Here is a 15,023-nt window from a genome sequence, read left to right as displayed (position 1 = left end):
CGGGGGCCGGCTACCCCTCCAGGAGGCCGGCCAGCATGCGCGGCAGGATCCGATCGAGGAGGGCGTCCTCGGGCGCCGGCCGCGCGTCGGCCAGCGCCGCAGCCAGGTGCGGGTGGCCCCCCGCTGAGACGACCGCCCCGAGGAACTCGGCCTGGGCGGCGCTCCAGGACGCCGTGGTGCCGCCGACGGCCAGCTCCGTGCGCACCGCGAGCGCGACGATGCCGTTCAGCATCGCCACCGCCTCCAGCTTGAGCCCAGCGGCTACGTCCAGGGCCGCCAGCGCGGCGAGGGCGTGCTCGAGCTGGTCGACGGCTCGTGGGCCGATCCCGACGCGGCCGGGGGTGAGGTCGAGCAGCCAGGGGTGGCGGCGGTAGGCGTCGCGCAGCTGGTGGGCGAGCGCGACGAGGTCGGCCCGCCAGTCCCCGGACGGTGGCCGGCTCAGGTCGAGCTCGCCCGCGACGGCGTCGGCCATCAGCTCCAGCAACTCGTCGCGGGAGTCGACGTAGCGGTACAGCGACGCGGGTCCCGTACCGAGCACCGAGGCGATCCTGCGCATCGAGACGGCCGCGAGGCCGTCCGCGTCGGCCAGCGCGACCGCGGCGGCGGAGATCCGGGCGCGGTCGTGCTCGGGGACGGGGCCCCGACCGGTCCGCTCCGGGCGCAGCCAGATGCTGCGCGGCCGGTCCGGCATGTGACCTCCCTCGTTTTGCGAACAGCGTACCCAGTCACGTAACCTCGTATCTGCGAACGTCGATCGCAGAAGAGGAGAGGGTCGTCGTGAACACGCACTACGCCCGCAACGGCACCGTCCGGATCGCCTACTCCGACCTCGGGGGTGCGGGTGGCGACCCGCTGCTGCTCGTGATGGGCCTCGGCGTCTCCCGGGCGTGGTGGCCGCAGGGTTTCGTGTCCGCGCTGGTCGAGCAGGGGTTCCACGTCGTCGCGTACGACCAGCGCGACTCCGGGGAGTCGACCCGGTTCCCCGACGAGGACCACGTCCACCCGTTCACGGCGCTGTTCCGGCGGCGGTCGGCGCCCTACTCGGCCGAGGACATGACCGACGACGCCGTGGCCGTCCTCGACGCGGTCGGCTGGAGCTCGGCGCACGTGTTCGGCCACTCGCTGGGCGGCCTGCTCGCGCAGCGCATCGCACTGCGCCACCCGGGCCGGGTCCGCAGCATCACGGTGTCCGGCGCGATGCCCAGCGACGCGGCCGGGCTGAGCCAGCTGCGGCACGTCCGGCTCGGCTTCGTGGTTCGGATGTCGCGGCTGAAGTTCCCCGACGGGCCCGAGGGTGACGTCGCGGCCGGGCTCGCGCTGGCCCGTGCCATCGCGTCGCCGGGCTACCCGTTCGACGAGGCAGAGGTGCGCGCCGCGGTCGAGCGCGAGGTCACGAGCGGGATCCGGGACGTGAGGGCGCAGAGCCGCCAGACCGGCGCCCCGTGGCACGGCGGCCGGCTGGCCGGGCTGACCGTTCCCGCACTCGTGCTGCACGGCGAGCAGGACCCGGTGCTGCGGCCGTCGGCGGCACGGGCCACGGCCGCCGCCGTGCCGGGCGCCCGGCTCGTGCTGCTGCCCGGGGTGGGCCACGACCTGCCTCGCGCGGTCTGGCCCCGCATCGCGGGCGACGTGCGGGCGCTCGCCGATTCCGTCAGCACGTGTCCGTCAGGAACTCCCGCACGGCCGGACCTGCGACGTCGCGGTACTCCTCGAAGTAGGCGTGCCGGGCGCCTGCGATCACGTGCAGCCGGGCCCCGGGTATCCGGTCCGCGAGCAGCCGTGCGTTGGCCGTGGGGTTGAGCTCGTCCTCGTCGCCGTGCAGGACGAGGGTGGGGGCGGCGATCCGGGGGAGCACGTCCCACGCGTCGTGGCCGTTGCTCGCCAGCAGGTGCTGGTGGCGGGCGTGCCGGGACATCGTCGGGTCGCCGAGCGTCCAGTACGGCTCGGGGTTCCGCGCGAGCCACTCCGGGGAGTACATGAGGCCGAGCAGGGTCCGCCGGGCGGCCGCGGGGTCGGGCTCGGCGAGCGCCCTGCGTACCGCGGCCGAGCGCTCGACGGCCTGCGGACCGCCGGGTGAGGTGCAGCCGAGCACCAGGCGCCGCACCCGGTGCGGGTGCGTCACGGCGAGCCACTGCGCGACCCGACCGCCCATCGAGGTGCCGTAGACGTCGGCGCATTCGATGTCGAGGTGGTTCAGCACGGCGATCGCGTCCTCGGCGAAGCCCTGGGTGCTGTAGGGGCCGGGTGGCGCGTCGCTGTCGCCGGTGCCGCGGTAGTCGAGCGTGATGACCTGGCGGTAGGCGTCGAAGTCCGGGCGGACCCGGGTCCACCACCGGTGCGAGCTCGCCTGGCCGCTGAGCATCAGGAGCGGCGCTCCCGCGCCGGAGGTCTGGTACGCGATGCGGGTGCCGTCGGAGGTCGCTGCGTGGGTCACGTGGGGATCGTCGCAGGGGGGATGCGCAGCCTGCCGGCGGTCGGGCGTCACTCCAGCCGGTAGACCCGGCGGGCGTTGCCGCCGCCGATCATGTCGACCACCCGCAGGGCGTCGGCCGCCGACCAGTCGCCGTCGTCCACCCAGCGACCGAGGACCCTCCCGACAGCCCGGCGCCACAGCACGGCGCCGAGGTGGTGCAGCTCCGGCGGGCCCCATGCGTCGGAGGAGTAGAGCTGCTTCGCGAACGGCGCCAGCTCGAGGGACTCCGCCACCACCTGGGTGCTGCGCACCCCGATGTGGTTGATCGCGAGACCGACGTCGAAGTGGACGTTCGCGAACGCCTGCGCGAGGTAGCCGGCCTCGCGGTGGTACGGGTAGCAGTGCAGCAGCATGATCGGCACGTCCGCCACGCCCGGCGAGCGCAGGAAGTCCAGCAGGTGGATCGGGTTGGCGCGGTGCAGGTCCAGGTCGCGGTCGCCGAAGCCGGTGTGGATCTGGATCGGCAGGCCGAGGCGCACCGCGGCGTGCAGGCCGTGGCGCAGTAGCACCGGGTCGGCGAGCCGCGTCCCCCCGCTGTCCAGCCAGCGCCCGGCCGCGGTAGCGACCGCCTGCGGGGTGGGCGGCGAGAGGTCGATGTCGAAGCCGCAGCGGTAGGCGAGGATCGACTTGACGCCCACGGCGTGCCGGGCGGCGCGCTCCAGGCGAGCCCCGAACTCGTCGGCGTAGTCCCGCCCGGACACCCCGTCCGCGGCCATCCCCTCGGCGAGCGACTCCAGCCGGACGATCAGGTGGCCGCGTCCGCCCGACGCGGCGGCCATCCCGTCGACGTCGAGGATCGCGTCGGCGCCGTACCCGGTGTCGACCAGCCAGTCCGACACGCCTGCTGCCCGCAGGAACCGCTCGGTGACGGTGCGGACGCCGAGCTCGGCGCGGCGGGCCCAGTACTCGTCCGCGGTCGCGTGCGCCGGGAGGTCGAGCACGGGCGCGCACCAGCGGCGGATCGCGAAGCCGAGCTGCGAGTCGAACTGCGTCATCCACTCGGGGACCGGCTCGGGCGAGCCCTCGTTGAGGTGGGTCTCGAAGTCCGCGCGGTCGAGGTCGGCGGTGAACGCGCCGTGCACGTGGTGGTCGACGAGCCGTACCGCCGAGACGTGTTCGGCGAGCTCGGAGGTCATCAGGCGGACCAGGCGTACCGCAGCGTCTCGGCCACCGCCTCCACGTCCTGCCCGCCGTACGTCTCGACCTCGTGGCGGCGCACGGCGAGGAGCGCTTCGAGCAGCTCCTCCCCGAGCAGCCGGCCGGCGAGCTCCGAGCCCTCCAGCGCGTCCAGCGCGGCGGACTGGTCCGCCGGGAGCCGTACGGCGCCGGTGCGCTCCGACTCCTCGCGGGTCAGCGCCGCGGGCGCCACGGTGACCTCGGGCGGCAGCGGCGCGGCGCCCGCGAGGCCCTCCAGCGCGAGCCCGAGGAACACGGCGGTGGCGAGGTACGGGTTCGTGGACGGGTCGATGCACTTGAGCTCCACGCTCGCGCCGTGCGGATTGCCGGCCGTCGCCGCGCAGAGGCGCACCGCCGCCTCGCGGTTCTCGCACCCCCAGCAGGCGTACGCGCCGGACCAGTGCCCCGGCTGGAGCCGGTGCGCGGACAGCACGGACCCGGCGAACACCGCGGTGAGCTCGGGCAGCCCGGCGACGATCCCGCCGATCGTGGCGCTCCCGTCGTCGGTCAGCCCGTAGGGCCCGCGGCCACCGGAGAGGAGCGGCGCCCCGTTGAGGAACAGCGAGAGGTGCTGGTGCGCCCCGTTCCCGCTGCCGCCCGCGAACGGCAGCGGCGAGAACGACACCGCGACGTCGTGGCTGCGGGCCACGCGGCAGGCGATCAGGCGGGCCAGCACGACGTGGTCGGCCGCCGTGAGCGGATCGGTCGGGCTGATCGAGAGCTCGAGCTGGCTGTCGCCGTACTCGGCGTGGACCTGCTCGATCGGGAGGCCGGCGCGGTCGGCGGCGGCGAGGAGGTCGAGCACGAACGGCTCGACGTCCAGCAGGGCGCCCAGGCCGTATGCGTTCCAGCCCGGACCGCTACGCGGCGTGAGCACCATCTCCAGCTCGCACCCGACCTGCGCGTCGAGGCCCCGCTCGCCGAGCCCGGCCACCGTCCTGCGCAGCAGCCCCCGGGTGCAGACCGGGGCGGGTGTGCCGTCCTGGTCGAACATCTCGGCGGGCGCCCACGCGAGCCCGCCGCCGAGCACGCGGAGGGCGACGAGGTCGGCGCGCAGCCGCAGGTCACCGACCACCCCGAACCGCGGGGTGAACGCGATGGCGTTGTCGACGCAGAACACGTTCCAGCTCGGTGAGGCGCCCATGCCGTTGACGTGGAACGCGTCCGCCCGTGCTGTCGGCACGTGCTTCGCCCGGATCACCCCGGCCGGGTCGACCACCGAGCCGGAGAGCAGCCGGACCTCGGCGTCCACGAGCCGGGCCCGGGCCGCGGCCAGCTCCTCGTCGGCGAGGACCGGCATCGGGTACGTGCTCACGGAGCGCACGCTACAACTCCCGAGGGGAGTGGCGATCACTCCAGCCGGGATTGGTGGACCGGGCAGTCGGGCGCGATCAGCACCCCGAGTCCGGCCCGCGGATCGTTCGGGAGCATCGGGCACAGGCAGCCGCGGGCGGCCGCGGCTGTGCTCCCGGGGCCGTCGGAGTCCCAGACGATGCCCGGGTCGAGATCGTCGGGGAGCACGCTGCCGTCCGGAGGCAGCGGCCAGTCGTCGCCTCCGGGGAGTGGTCCGGTCGGCTCATCGTCACCAGCGCCGTTGTGCCGCACGCGTTCATTCAAGCGGATTACAGCGGGCCGCTGTCCATGACCGTCGGTGACGGCGCCGTCCCGGGAGGGGGAAGCGTTATCTGCTCTTGACGTGCGCCACCCTTGACGGCGGGGCATGTTAGCGCTCACAGTTTCGGCCGGGCGGGACGCGCATCACACTGGTTCGGACGAGCCCGCCATCGAAGACGACGCCTTGGGAGGCGCTGTGCGCACAACGATGACGTTGCCCGCGCTCCGGAAGCGGGTCGCTGCTCTCGCGATCACGGCGGCGGCCGCGCTGGTGCTGGCCGCCTGCGGTGGTGGCGGTGAGGCCGGTGGTGGTGGCGGTGGCTCCGCTCCCGCGGACGGTGGGGAGAAGATCACGCTCGGCTTCTCGCAGGTCGGGGCCGAGAGCGGGTGGCGCACGGCGAACACGAAGTCCGTGCAGGACTCCGCCGCCGCCGCCGGCATCGAGCTCAAGTTCTCCGACGCGCAGCAGAAGCAGGAGAACCAGATCAAGGCGATCCGCTCGTTCATCCAGCAGCGGGTCAACGTGATCGCGTTCAGCCCGGTCGTGGAGTCGGGCTGGGACACGGTGCTGATGGAGGCCAAGCGGGCCAACATCCCGGTGATCCTCACCGACCGTGCGGTCGACTCGCCCGACACCTCGCTCTACAAGACCTTCCTCGGCTCGGACTTCATCGAGGAGGGCAAGAAGGCGGGGGAGTGGCTCCTGAAGAACGTCGACGCGTCCGCCGGGCCGGTGAACATCGTGGAGCTGCAGGGCACCACGGGCTCGGCCCCCGCGATCGACCGGCAGCAGGGCTTCGCCGACGTGATCGCCCAGAACCCGAACTACAAGGTCATCGCGTCGCAGACCGGTGACTTCACACGCTCGGGCGGCAAGCAGGTCATGGAGGCGTTCCTGAAGGCGAACCCGGACATCGACGTCCTGTACGCCCACAACGACGACATGGGCCTGGGCGCGATCGAGGCGATCGAGGCGGCCGGCAAGGTTCCCGGCCAGGACATCAAGATCATCACGGTGGACGCGGTCAAGGACGGCATGCAGGCCCTCGCCGACGGGAAGATCAACTTCATCGTCGAGTGCAACCCGCTGCTCGGCCCGCAGCTGATGGAACTGGTCAAGAAGGTCGTCGCGGGCGAGGAGGTGCCGGCGCGCGTCGTCACCCAGGAGACGACGTTCGACACGGCCGCCGCCAAGGCCGCGCTGCCCGACCGCCAGTACTGATGGAGGCCCCGCGTCCAGTGGTCGGGCGTCCGCTGGTGGAGATGACCGGCATCTCCGTCGCGTTCGGGCCGGTGCAGGCACTCGACTCGGTCGACCTGCGGCTGTACCCGGGTGAGGTGCACGCGCTGATGGGCGAGAACGGCGCCGGCAAGTCGACGCTGATCAAGGCCCTCACCGGCGTGCACCCGGTGGACGCGGGGCAGATCCAGGTTCAGGGCGAACCGGTGGCGTTCAGCGGGCCGGCCGCGGCCCAGGCCGCCGGGATCAGCACGGTCTACCAGGAGGTGAACCTGTGTCCGAACCTGTCGGTCGCGGAGAACCTCCTGCTGGGCCGCGAGCCGCGCCGCGCCGGTCGCATCGACTGGCGCGGTGCCCGGCGACGGGCCACCGAGGTGCTGGGACGGTTGCACCTGGACCTCGACCCGTCCTCCCCGCTCGGCGCGCACCCGATCGCCCAGCAGCAGCTGGTGGCGATCGCGCGCGCCGTCGAGGTGGACGCCCGGGTGCTCGTTCTCGACGAGCCAACGTCCAGCCTGGACGCGAGCGAGGTCGAGGAGCTCTTCCGGGTGGTCCGCCGGCTGCGTGACGACGGCGTGGCGATCCTGTTCGTCTCGCACTTCATCGAGCAGGTCTACGAGATCTCCGACCGGATGACGGTGCTGCGCAACGGCAGGCGCGTCGGCGAGTACCGCACCGCGGAGATCTCGCGCAGGCAACTGGTGTCCGCGATGGTCGGGCGCGAGCTCGAGGTCCTGGAACGCCTCGATCGCGCGCCGGCCGCACCCGCCGACGAGGAGGAGCCGCCCGTCCTCGAGGCCGTCGGGCTGGGGCGCAGGGGAGCGATCGAGCCGGTCGACCTCGTGGTGCGTCCCGGCGAGGTCGTCGGGCTGGCCGGCCTGCTCGGCAGCGGGCGCACCGAGCTGGCCCGGCTGCTGTTCGGCGCCGACCGCGCCGATCACGGCGAGATCGCCGTGGACGGGCGACCGGTCCGGATCCGCAGCCCGCGCGCCGCGATCGACGCCGGCATCGCGTTCAGCTCGGAGGACCGCAAGGCGGGCGGTGTGGTGGGCGACCTGTCGGTGCGCGACAACATCGTGCTCGCCATGCAGGCGTCCCGCGGATGGATGCGCCGCATCCCCGGCCGCAAGCAGGACGAGCTGGCCCGGCGCTGGATCGAGCTGCTCGACATCCGGCCGACCGACCCGGACGCGCTCCTGCGCAACCTGTCGGGCGGCAACCAGCAGAAGGTCCTGCTGGCCAGGTGGCTGATCACCCAGCCGCGCCTGCTCATCCTCGACGAGCCCACCCGCGGCATCGACGTCGGCGCGAAGGCCCAGATCCAGGCGCTCGTGGCCGAGCAGGCCCGCGAGGGCACGGCGGTCGTGTTCATCTCCGCGGAGCTGGACGAGGTGGTCCGCCTGTCCGACCGGGTGCTGGTGCTGCGCGACCGCAGGCCCGTCGCGGAGCTCGCGGGGGAGGACGTCGAGATGGAGCACGTGATGGAGCTGATCGCGACAGGGGGTGAGGCCGGTGCGTGAGCTCCTGCGCAAGCCGATCTGGCCGCTCGTCGCGCTGCTGCTGCTCAACCTGGCGGTGACGCCGAGCTTCTTCGCCGTGCGGGTGCAGGACGGCAGGCTCTACGGGAGCCTCGTGGACATCCTGCACAACGGTGCCCCGCTGGCGCTCACCGCGCTCGGGATGACGCTGGTGATCGCCACCCGCGGGATCGACCTGTCCGTCGGCGCCGTCGTCGCGATCTCCGGGGCCGTGATCTGCACCTGGATCGCGGGCAGCCCCGACCCGGCGAGCCCGGGCGCCGCGCTCGCCGGCATCGGGCTCGCGCTCGCACTGGCGGTCGCGCTCGGGGCGTGGAACGGGTTCCTCGTCGCCCGCCTCGGGATCCAGCCGATCATCGCGACGCTGGTGCTGATGACGGCGGGCCGAGGCCTCGCCCAGCTCGTGACCGACGGCCAGATCGTCACCGTCAACAACGCCACCTTCTCCGGCATCGGCGGGAGCGCACTGCTCACCGTGCCGCTCACGGTGATCGTGGCCGCCGCGGTGTACGCGCTGGTCGCGCTCGTCACCCGGCGCACCGCGCTCGGCACGCTCGTCGAGGCCGTTGGCATCAATCCGGAGGCCAGCCGGCTCGCCGGCGTGCGGTCGCGAAGCATCGTCTGGACCGTCTACGTCTTCGCCGCGTTCTGCGCCGCCGTCGCCGGCCTGATGATCAGCGCGAACGTCCACGCGGCCGACGCCAACAACGCGGGCCTGTGGCTGGAGCTGGACGCGATCCTCGCCGTCGTCATCGGGGGCACCTCGCTCGCCGGCGGCAGGTACTCGATCGCCGGCACCCTGCTCGGCGCGCTCACCATCCAGACGCTCACCACCACGATCTACTCGGTCGGCATCCCGCCGGAGGTCTCCCTCGTGTTCAAGGCGGTCGTCGTGATCCTGGTGTTCCTGGCCCAGGCGCCGAAGGTGCAGGCGCTGCTCACGCGCCGCCGCCGTCGGGACGAGGCCGTGCCGCCGGCAGCGCCGCCCGCCGCCCCGGTGGAGGCCGCCCCCGCCGAGACCAGTGCCGCCGAGACCACGGGGACCTCCCGATGACCGCGCTCGCCGAGCGCGCTCGCGCCGTGAAGAGCATCCCCACCCGCTTCCTCCCCGTGGTGGTCACGTTCGCGCTGTTCGTGCTGATGTTCGCCGGGGGGAGCCTGCGCTACGACTCGTTCGCGTCCGGCCAGGTGCTGCTCAACCTGCTGATCGACAACTCGTTCCTGGTGGTGCTCGCGGTCGGGATGACGTTCGTGATCCTCACCGGGGGCATCGACCTGTCGGTCGGGTCGGTCGTCGCGCTGTCCACGATGGTGGCTTCCGCGCTGCTGCGGGCCGGCTGGTCACCGGTTGTCGTGATGCTCATGGTGCTCCTGGGCGGCGCGATCTTCGGGCTCGCGATGGGCGCGGTGATCCACTACCTGGACATCCAGCCGTTCATCGTCACGCTCGCCGGCATGTTCCTCGCGAGGGGCCTGTGCTACGTGATCGACCTGCAGTCGATCTCGATCAACGACCCGCTGTTCCGGACGATCGCGCAGACCGCGGTGCCGCTGGGCGACGACCTGTTCGTCAGCCCGAGCGCCGTCGTCGCGCTCGTGGTGGTCGCCGTGGCGGTCTACGTCCTGCACATGACCCGCTTCGGGCGCACGGTCTACGCCGTCGGCGGCAGCCAGCAGTCGGCGATGCTCATGGGGTTGCGGGTGGCGCAGGCGCGGGTGGGCGTCTACGTGATCAGCGGGGCGTGCTCGGCGCTCGCCGGCCTGCTCTTCACCTTCTACATGCTCTCCGGCTACAGCCTGCACGCCGTGGGCATGGAGCTGGACGCGATCGCCGCGGTCGTCATCGGCGGCACCCTGCTCACCGGCGGCTCCGGGTTCGTGCTCGGGTCCGTGCTCGGGGTGCTCGTACTCGGCACGATCCAGACGATCCTCTCGTTCGAGGGCACCCTCAGCTCGTGGTGGTCCCGGATCGTGATCGGGCTCCTGCTGCTGGTGTTCGTGGTGCTGCAACGGGTGCTGGCGAGGCGGAGCGCGGCCGCGACCTAGGCCTCCCCGCGTCACCGCGCGGGGTTGAACTTCGAGTACTGCGGCGGTGTCCAGCGCAGCGGCACGGCGCCGTCGATCTGCACGACCCGCTCGACCTCGAAGTCGACGAGGCGCTGGGCGCCCGGCTCGCGAGCGGCGCGCTCCGGGTCCCAGTCGACCGACGCGCGTCCGGTGAGCTGGAGGGACCGACCCTGCTCCCAGTCGAGGAACAGCAGCCCGGCGCGCGGGTCGAGCTCGAGGTTGCCGAGCGTCATGTACATGGAGTTGCCGAAGTAGTCGGGCCAGCTCAGGTTCCGCTCGCCGGCCACCGTCACGAACCCGGGACGGCCGCCGCGGTGCGACGCGTCCGCGCCCAACCCCGGAGCGTGCGTGGCGACGAAGAACGTGTCGGCCGCGGCGATCCAGGCCTGCTGGTCGGGGGACAGCCGGTCGGACTGCACGGCGTCGCCCGGGTCGGTGGCCACGTGCGCCTCGATGTCGCGGGCCTGGATGTACTTCGGGCAGTTCGCGTACACCTGCTCCGTGTGCACGACGAGCAGCCCGTCCACCTGGCGGGCGCGGCCGTTGACCCGCATCCGGCGCCGGCTCGCCGGCTCGATCGCGAGCATGCCGACGTCGTGCTCGGTCGCGAACACGTCCGCGAGTGGGTCGCCGGGCACGGGTGTCCGCCGCGCCGCGACCGTCTGCTCGTCGGGGGCCGTGACGAACCCCGGCGGCCCGGTCAGGGCGCCTGCCCACATCGCCCCGTCCGGTGTCGCGGCGCCGATCACGACCAGCCGCTGCCGGCGCAGGAAGTCGGCCGCCACCGGCGGCACGGGCGCGCCGACCCTGGCCGTGCCCCACGGCCGGTCCGGGAACCCGGCCCGGCGCTGCACCGCCCGCTCGCCCGGATGGTCCACGGTTCTCTCCTCCTCGTCGGCCTGATCAGAAGAACCCGCAGGTGGGAGCGGCGGGTGTGGGTGCGGGCGCGACATCGGCGCCGGTCGGGGCGTAGATCTCGAGCCGGACGCCGTCCGGGTCGCTGAAGAAGACGCCCCCGGACGAGGCGCCCTCGCCGTGCGGGACGATCCCGTCGTAGGCGAACGTGACGTCCAGCCCGCGCAGCACCGCCTCCGCCCGGCGCACGGCCTCGATGTCCGCCACCTCGAACGACAGGTGGTGCAGCCCGGGGCGGTCGGTGGCGAACGTGCCGGCGCTCTGCTGCCAGAGGGCGAGCACGAGCGCGCCGTCCTGGCCCAGGAGTGCGAAACGCTGCTCGCCGTCGGTGCGCTCGCCGAGGACGTCGAACGAGAAGACCGTGCGGTAGAAGGCGGTCGAGCGCGCCAGGTCGGTGACGTTCAGCGCGACGTGCCCGGTCTTGAAGGCCACGGTAGCTCCCTAATGGTTGTAGACCCTGTTGCCGTTAAAGAGCAGATCACGGCGTGGCTAATGCTGTCAAGCGGTCTTTCCATTAGAGTCGCCATGTGTGCTCCGAGATCGCCGACCTGCTGCCGGACGAGCCGCTGCCGGTCCGGCTCATGAACACCGTGTGGGCCGATCGGCACGGCCGCCACGACGACCTGGAGACCGTCGACGGGCTGCGGGAGTGGCTGCGGCGGACCGGACTCGCCGGTGCGGACGAGGCCGGACCCGACGACCTCGCCGCGTTCCGGCGGCTCCGGGACGCGGCGCGCCGGATCGCGGCGCACGTCACCGGGGACGAGCGCCCTGCGGCGACCGCGGGATCAGGCGAGCTCGCCTCCGCGCTCGCCGACCTCAACGCGGACGCCGCGTCCTGCGCACCTGCGCTGGTGCCGGACGGCGGCGGCCTCGCGCTCAGGTGGCACCCCGGCCCGCGGGAGACCGACCGTTCGCGTGCGGAGCTCGCGCTCGCAGCGGCCCGGCTGTTCACCGACGAGGAGGCAGGGCTGCTGCGGGCCTGCGGGGGCCCGGGTTGCGTCCTGTACTACCTGAAGGACCACCCCCGGCGGGGGTGGTGCTCGGCGGGCTGCGGCAACCGGGCGCGGGTGGCCCGCCACTACGACCGGCACCGGGCGCGGCGCGACCGATGAGTTCCGCGGCTCCGGGTGGTCTCATCGGCATGACCGCCACGAGCAGCTCCCCCGCAGCGCACCGCCGCACCTTCCACCACGCACTGGCCAACACGCTCGTGGCGTCCGTCGTCAACGCCACCGTGTGGTTCGCGGTGACGTTCTGGGTCTACCTCGAGACGCGCTCGGTGTTCGCGACCGGCGTCGTCGCCGGCATGTTCCTCGGCCTCACGGCGCTCTCCGGGGTGTGGTTCGGCGGTCTGGTCGACCGCTACCGCAAGCGGAACGTGATGCTCGGCTCGAGCGCGGTGTCGCTGGTGCTGTACGGGGCGAGCCTCGTGGTCTACCTCGCGGCCGGGCCGGAGCCCTTCCGCGACCCGGCGAGCCCCGTGCTGTGGGGCCTCGTGCTCCTGCTGATGAGCGGCGTGATCGTCGGCAACATCCGCGGCATCGCGATGTCCACGGTCGTCACGCTGCTGGTGCCCGAGTCCGGGCGGGACCGCGCCAACGGGATGGTCGGGACCACCACCGGCGTCTCGTTCCTCGTGACCTCGGTGATCAGCGGCCTGCTGATCGGGCTGTCGGGCATGCTGTCGGTGATCCTCGTGGCGCTCGCGCTCACCGCCGCCGTGATCGTGCACCTCACGGCGCTGTCGATCCCCGAGGTGCGCGCCGTCCGGACGGCGGGTGACGACTCGCACCGCACCGACCTGCGCGGCACCATCGCCCTCGTCGCCGCGGTGCCCGGCCTGCTCGCCCTGATCGCGTTCTCGACGATCAACAACTTCCTCGGCGGGATCCTCATGGCGCTGGCGGACCCCTACGGTCTGTCGCTGGTGTCGGTCGAGGTGTGGGGGCTGCTCTTCGGTGTGCTGAGCACGGGGTTCATCATCGGTGGCCTCCTCATCAGCAAGCGAGGGCTCGGCAGCAACCCGGTGCGGACCCTGCTGCTGGCCAACCTCGTGCTCTGGAGCGTCTGCAGCGTCTTCGCGCTGCGGTCCTCGATCGTCCTGCTCGCGGTCGGGTTCTTCATCTACCTGTGCGTCGTGCCCTACGCCGAGGCATCCGAACAGACCGTGCTGCAGAAGGTCGTGCCCTTCGAGCGGCAGGGCCGGGTCTTCGGGTTCGCGCAGAGCGTGGAGCAGGCCGCGTCACCGCTGACCGCGTTCCTGATCAGCCCGATCGCCCAGTTCGTGTTCGTGCCGTTCATGACCACCGGAGCGGGCGCCGAGGTGCTGGGTCCGTGGTTCGGCACCGGACCCGAACGCGGTCTCGCGCTGCTGTTCACGATCGCGGGCATCCTCGGCCTGATCCTCACGCTGGTGGCGTTCGCCTCCCGCCACTACCGGCGCCTGTCGCGCCGCTACCTGGAGGGCGCGGAGCAGGCGGCGCCCGTCGAGCCGGCCGCGGAGCCCGGAGGCCGCGAGCTCGCCGCGGCGTGACCCCTGCGGTCGACACCCCCTGATCTACGGTCAGGGGGTGTCGATCTTGAAATTCCTCGGATGTCCCATGTCGGAAGCTTGATCAGCGATCTTGCCTCGCTTTGACAGCTCAAAATGACAGCAACAGCCCCTCATGAGAGCTGCTCGTCGAGGTGGTCGAGCGCGCTGCGCTGAGCCTCCAGGTTCACGTGGCCGTAGACGTTCATGGTCATCTCCATGGCGCTGTGACCGACGATCTCCATCACGATCCGCGGGTGTACGCCGAGCGCGAGCAACAAGCTCACGCAGGTGTGGCGGAGGCCGTGCAGGGGCACAACGCGGATGCCGTGGTCGGCGCACAGTTCGCTCCACATGCGGGTCAGGTTCCGAGGATCCAGCGGAGTCCCATGGCGTGTACCGAAGACGTACCCCTCTGGTGGCCAAGGTTGACCCGGAGCCCCGTAGTGCTCCTGCAAGTGGCGATGGTGCCGGGCAAGGGCGAAGAGCACTCGCGGTGGCAGGGGCACCGTACGGTTCGAGCGTCGAGGCTTTGTGGGCAACTCCCGGAGCTTTCCGTCCACCCGCTGAACGGTCTGGACGATCTGCAGCGTGCGGGCGACGAAGTCGATGTGCTCCCAGCGCAACCCGCACGCCTCACTACGACGCAGACCGAGCATGAGCAGCAGTACCCACAGCGCGTGCAACCGATCATCAGTCGTGCCGTCGAGGAGCTTGCGTGCCTCTTCGATGGTGAGCGGCTTCTTGGGCGCCGGCTTCGGTCGCTCGACCCGGACGAGCTTGGCTAGTTGCGACTGACCAACTCCTCCCGATAGGCGTGTTCGAGAGCAGCCCGCAAGGTGGCGTGCACATACTGGATCGTGCGGGCCCCAATGCCCTCTGCCCGTAGAGCGTCGATCATCAGCCGCACATCACGCACAGTGAGCCGGGTGAGCTTCTTCCTGCCGATGCGAGGTATGAGGTAGAGCCGAACATTGCGCTCGTACGCCTCCCAGGTCGTCGCCCGCACGTGCTGCCTGACGTGGATCAACCACTCGTCGAGGTAGCCCGCCACAGTCAGGCTCGTGGGAGCCACCGGGATGTGCTTCTCGGCTCGGTCCAGCAGCTCGCTCGCCTCCGCGCGGGTCTTGGCGTAGAGGGCTTGCCGGCGGACGCTCCCACCGACAACGGGCACGTAGGCGGCGGCGACCCACCGTCCATCCTTGCGTTGGTAGACGCTGCCCTCGCCGTTGATGTTGCGGCCGCTCATGCCACGTCGCCTTCCTCGTCGAGCATGCGGCGGGCGTACTCGTGGAGGGCGTCGACGGGGATGCGGCGGAGCTTGCCGATCTTGAAGGATCGGAGTTGTCCGGTGCGGATCAGGTCGTAGACGGTGCAGCGGCCGATGTGGAGGGCTTCGGCGACCTCCTCGGCGGTCAGTAGTACGCGTTCCATGGCTTCCTAGCTCCTGATTCATGGGGGTGGGTG

The 15,023-nt window shown here is 72.1% G+C and carries 16 protein-coding genes and 1 pseudogene; 7 read left to right on the top strand and 10 right to left on the bottom strand.

All coding sequences use genetic code 11. The annotated features are described in order from the left end of the window. Window positions 1-10: 10 nt before the first annotated feature. A complete protein-coding gene (locus FB388_RS17570; RefSeq protein WP_142102265.1) occupies window positions 11-691 on the bottom strand; it encodes a TetR/AcrR family transcriptional regulator in 681 nt (226 codons plus the stop codon). An 86-nt stretch (window positions 692-777) separates the two neighbouring features. On the opposite strand from FB388_RS17570, the pseudogene FB388_RS40455 reads away from it, so the two are divergent. Then, window positions 778-1,584 (top strand): annotated as a pseudogene (locus tag FB388_RS40455) (alpha/beta fold hydrolase); the annotation flags it as partial. 67 nt (window positions 1,585-1,651) lie between these two features. Here FB388_RS40455 and FB388_RS17560 read toward each other — a convergent pair. The 4 genes from FB388_RS17560 to FB388_RS17545 are packed head-to-tail and all read right to left on the bottom strand — an operon-like array spanning window position 1,652 to window position 5,170. Beyond that, on the bottom strand, window positions 1,652-2,434 hold the full coding sequence (locus FB388_RS17560; protein WP_246122016.1) for an alpha/beta fold hydrolase: 783 nt from the start codon (window positions 2,432-2,434) through the stop codon (window positions 1,652-1,654). A 47-nt stretch (window positions 2,435-2,481) separates the two neighbouring features. After that, a complete protein-coding gene (locus FB388_RS17555) occupies window positions 2,482-3,609 on the bottom strand; it encodes an amidohydrolase family protein (protein ID WP_142102263.1) in 1,128 nt (375 codons plus the stop codon). After that, window positions 3,609-4,964: a type I glutamate--ammonia ligase gene (locus tag FB388_RS17550; protein ID WP_246122015.1), complete on the bottom strand. Its 1,356-nt coding sequence runs from the start codon at window positions 4,962-4,964 to the stop codon at window positions 3,609-3,611. Before FB388_RS17550 ends, FB388_RS17555 begins: the two co-directional genes overlap by 1 nt. A gap of 35 nt (window positions 4,965-4,999) precedes the next feature. Then, complete coding sequence (locus FB388_RS17545) at window positions 5,000-5,170, bottom strand: hypothetical protein (RefSeq protein WP_170225650.1); 171 nt, start codon at window positions 5,168-5,170, stop codon at window positions 5,000-5,002. Window positions 5,171-5,471: 301 nt separating this feature from the next. Between FB388_RS17545 and FB388_RS17540 the strand changes: the two genes are divergently transcribed. Genes FB388_RS17540 through yjfF form a run of 4 tightly spaced genes read left to right on the top strand, consistent with a single transcriptional unit; the run spans window position 5,472 to window position 10,087 of the window. Then, entirely contained in the window at window positions 5,472-6,485 is a 1,014-nt protein-coding gene (locus FB388_RS17540; protein ID WP_170225707.1) for an ABC transporter substrate-binding protein, read from the top strand. A gap of 41 nt (window positions 6,486-6,526) precedes the next feature. Beyond that, on the top strand, window positions 6,527-8,023 hold the full coding sequence (locus FB388_RS17535) for a sugar ABC transporter ATP-binding protein (RefSeq protein WP_142102258.1): 1,497 nt from the start codon (window positions 6,527-6,529) through the stop codon (window positions 8,021-8,023). Further along, window positions 8,016-9,095, top strand: coding sequence for an ABC transporter permease (locus FB388_RS17530; RefSeq protein WP_142102256.1), 1,080 nt, complete (start codon window positions 8,016-8,018; stop codon window positions 9,093-9,095). Before FB388_RS17535 ends, FB388_RS17530 begins: the two co-directional genes overlap by 8 nt. Beyond that, complete coding sequence (yjfF, locus tag FB388_RS17525) at window positions 9,092-10,087, top strand: galactofuranose ABC transporter, permease protein YjfF (RefSeq protein WP_142102254.1); 996 nt, start codon at window positions 9,092-9,094, stop codon at window positions 10,085-10,087. Before FB388_RS17530 ends, yjfF begins: the two co-directional genes overlap by 4 nt. Window positions 10,088-10,098: 11 nt before the next feature. On the opposite strand, the gene FB388_RS17520 is transcribed toward yjfF, so the two are convergent. Both FB388_RS17520 and FB388_RS17515 read right to left on the bottom strand, forming a co-directional pair. Further along, entirely contained in the window at window positions 10,099-10,986 is an 888-nt protein-coding gene (locus FB388_RS17520) for a pyridoxamine 5'-phosphate oxidase family protein (RefSeq protein WP_170225649.1), read from the bottom strand. Between the two features lie 25 nt (window positions 10,987-11,011). Continuing rightward, window positions 11,012-11,455 carry a VOC family protein gene (locus FB388_RS17515; RefSeq protein ID WP_142102250.1) on the bottom strand — a complete coding sequence of 148 codons (444 nt, stop codon included), beginning with the start codon at window positions 11,453-11,455 and terminating at the stop codon, window positions 11,012-11,014. A 95-nt stretch (window positions 11,456-11,550) separates the two neighbouring features. Between FB388_RS17515 and FB388_RS40450 the strand changes: the two genes are divergently transcribed. Continuing rightward, window positions 11,551-12,138 (top strand): CGNR zinc finger domain-containing protein, encoded by a 588-nt coding sequence (locus FB388_RS40450; RefSeq protein ID WP_142102248.1) that lies wholly within the window; start codon window positions 11,551-11,553, stop codon window positions 12,136-12,138. A 29-nt stretch (window positions 12,139-12,167) separates the two neighbouring features. Further along, entirely contained in the window at window positions 12,168-13,559 is a 1,392-nt protein-coding gene (locus tag FB388_RS17505; protein WP_142102246.1) for an MFS transporter, read from the top strand. 131 nt (window positions 13,560-13,690) lie between these two features. Here the strand turns inward: FB388_RS17505 and FB388_RS39960 are convergent, their stop codons facing one another. The 3 genes from FB388_RS39960 to FB388_RS17495 all read right to left on the bottom strand — a co-directional run bounded on the left by FB388_RS39960 (window position 13,691) and on the right by FB388_RS17495 (window position 14,990). Continuing rightward, window positions 13,691-14,242, bottom strand: a complete 552-nt coding sequence (locus FB388_RS39960; protein WP_246122014.1) for a site-specific integrase — start codon at window positions 14,240-14,242, stop codon at window positions 13,691-13,693. A 98-nt stretch (window positions 14,243-14,340) separates the two neighbouring features. Next, window positions 14,341-14,805 (bottom strand): N-terminal phage integrase SAM-like domain-containing protein, encoded by a 465-nt coding sequence (locus FB388_RS39955; protein ID WP_211361966.1) that lies wholly within the window; start codon window positions 14,803-14,805, stop codon window positions 14,341-14,343. Continuing rightward, window positions 14,802-14,990: a helix-turn-helix domain-containing protein gene (locus tag FB388_RS17495; RefSeq protein ID WP_142102244.1), complete on the bottom strand. Its 189-nt coding sequence runs from the start codon at window positions 14,988-14,990 to the stop codon at window positions 14,802-14,804. Before FB388_RS17495 ends, FB388_RS39955 begins: the two co-directional genes overlap by 4 nt. Window positions 14,991-15,023: the final 33 nt, after the last annotated feature.

The sequence above is a fragment of the Pseudonocardia cypriaca genome (genome assembly GCF_006717045.1).
Classification (GTDB): domain Bacteria; phylum Actinomycetota; class Actinomycetes; order Mycobacteriales; family Pseudonocardiaceae; genus Pseudonocardia; species Pseudonocardia cypriaca.
Note: the sequence above shows the minus strand (reverse complement) of the source record. Positions and strands in the feature narration are given on the sequence as shown.

What these genes read in the sequence shown, in the direction of transcription:
- FB388_RS17570 (WP_142102265.1), bottom strand. Translation starts at nt 691, where the DNA reads ATGCCGGACCGGCCGCGCAGCATCTGGCTGCGCCCGGAGCGGACCGGT.
- FB388_RS17540 (WP_170225707.1), top strand. Translation starts at nt 5,472, where the DNA reads ATGACGTTGCCCGCGCTCCGGAAGCGGGTCGCTGCTCTCGCGATCACG.
- FB388_RS17505 (WP_142102246.1), top strand. Translation starts at nt 12,168, where the DNA reads ATGACCGCCACGAGCAGCTCCCCCGCAGCGCACCGCCGCACCTTCCAC.
- FB388_RS17555 (WP_142102263.1), bottom strand. Translation starts at nt 3,609, where the DNA reads ATGACCTCCGAGCTCGCCGAACACGTCTCGGCGGTACGGCTCGTCGAC.
- FB388_RS39955 (WP_211361966.1), bottom strand. Translation starts at nt 14,805, where the DNA reads ATGAGCGGCCGCAACATCAACGGCGAGGGCAGCGTCTACCAACGCAAG.
- FB388_RS17495 (WP_142102244.1), bottom strand. Translation starts at nt 14,990, where the DNA reads ATGGAACGCGTACTACTGACCGCCGAGGAGGTCGCCGAAGCCCTCCAC.
- yjfF (WP_142102254.1), top strand. Translation starts at nt 9,092, where the DNA reads ATGACCGCGCTCGCCGAGCGCGCTCGCGCCGTGAAGAGCATCCCCACC.
- FB388_RS17535 (WP_142102258.1), top strand. Translation starts at nt 6,527, where the DNA reads ATGACCGGCATCTCCGTCGCGTTCGGGCCGGTGCAGGCACTCGACTCG.